1 protein-coding gene is annotated in these 1,505 nt (G+C 37.6%); it reads right to left on the minus strand.

Features of this window, described 5'->3' with window-relative positions; translation table 11 throughout:
• Positions 1-341: 341 nt before the first annotated feature.
• The gene (locus C9J35_RS23020) at positions 342-803 is read right to left on the minus strand and encodes a hypothetical protein (RefSeq protein WP_153062988.1); all 462 of its coding nucleotides are present in this window, start codon (positions 801-803) and stop codon (positions 342-344) included.
• Positions 804-1,505 lie beyond the last annotated feature (702 nt).

Raw genomic sequence — 1,505 nt, forward strand, 5'->3', positions numbered from 1 at the left:
TGTTGAAGATATCTATTAGCTCACCAAACATATAGCTATTCACTTCAGTAAACCCTTAAACTTCAAGGGCTTCTCCTATAACTAAAATGGAAATAAGCGCTGACCCTTGCTAGGATCAACGCATCTCGTTAGTAATAATCGAAAAATATTTACCTTTTAAGGTAGAGTTACTGTAAAGCAGATTGAGAGATTTAGACGGTTGGTTTTTCTCTTTATCTGAGAAGTTATACGTATATATTTTGTATATATTTCCTCATTTTCATGATATCACGAAAAAGTTAGGCTCTGCCTAACCCCACACCATTTTGGGGGCACTTTTTCCTTAAATAAAGTATAAACATTTAGTCATAGGGATATATATCACTCTGACAATATTCGTAGGTAGGTCTCCAACGACCATTTCTACAATAATGCCTCATATCACCAATACAAGTTGTGGACCCTTCTCGTTGACATGGGCCCATATCTGAACCATATTGTGGCCATGTTGGTGTATTATCACTCTGACAATATTGGGAGGTAGGTCTCCAACGACCATTTCTACAATAATGCCTTCTATCACCAATACAAGTTGTGGACCCTTCTCGTTGACATGGGCCCATATCTGAACCATATTGTGGCCATAGCTGTGGACTATAACCATATTGTGGCCATGTTGGTGTATTATCACTCTGACAATATTCGTAGGTAGGTCTCCAACGACCATTTCTACATACAAAATACATATCACCAACACAAGTTGTGGACCCTTCTTGTTGACATGGGCCTATATCATCAGGAAAAGAACCATATTGCCAAGTCATCAAAGTCACTTCCTTTTTTCTTTTTTATAAACCATATATAACCGTCAGGTAACTTTGAACACTTTACTGAAAAATAGTGTTCAGTCTTATTCAGCATTTTCAGGTAAGAAAGTGTTCATTTCTACTTGGCAGTTACACCATATTCTAAGTTATGAAATGGAAATGATTACTGCTAGGCCATCTTCATCGTATTGGCATAATTGGACCAGATGGCAACTCAGGGAGGCTAAAACGTCTTTTGTAGATATTGCAGATGGATCAAAAAGAACACTAAGGTATCCAATTCAACTTATCGAATATTTGTCGAATCTCAAAGTCGTCAAACGGTTTCAGGAACTGTATATGTAAGCGGAGTTTCGAGTAGGAGGGAGTGATTAACTCCCGACCACCGTACGTACGGTTCCGTATACGGCGGTTCCATGAAGTCTGACGGACAGCGATTTTGTATCTCCCTGTCCGTTTGCTCAGACTGTAAATAAAGTTGAGCAAGTATCATAGTATGCAATATTTTATACAAGTTCCAGGTAGTAAGACTGCCTTAAAACGCTGTCAAATCAACGATGTATAAAATCTTGTATACACAATAAAAAGTGATTCAAATGAAAAGGCAGTAGTGACCGTTCTTATTGTAGCTTTGGAATAAAGGTTGATTAAAAAATATCCCTCAATCCTTATCTAATAGTAACTTCAAAAACTCCCTTT

Origin of the sequence: Lysinibacillus parviboronicapiens (genome assembly GCF_003049575.1) — a bacterium.
GTDB lineage: Bacteria > Bacillota > Bacilli > Bacillales_A > Planococcaceae > Lysinibacillus > Lysinibacillus parviboronicapiens.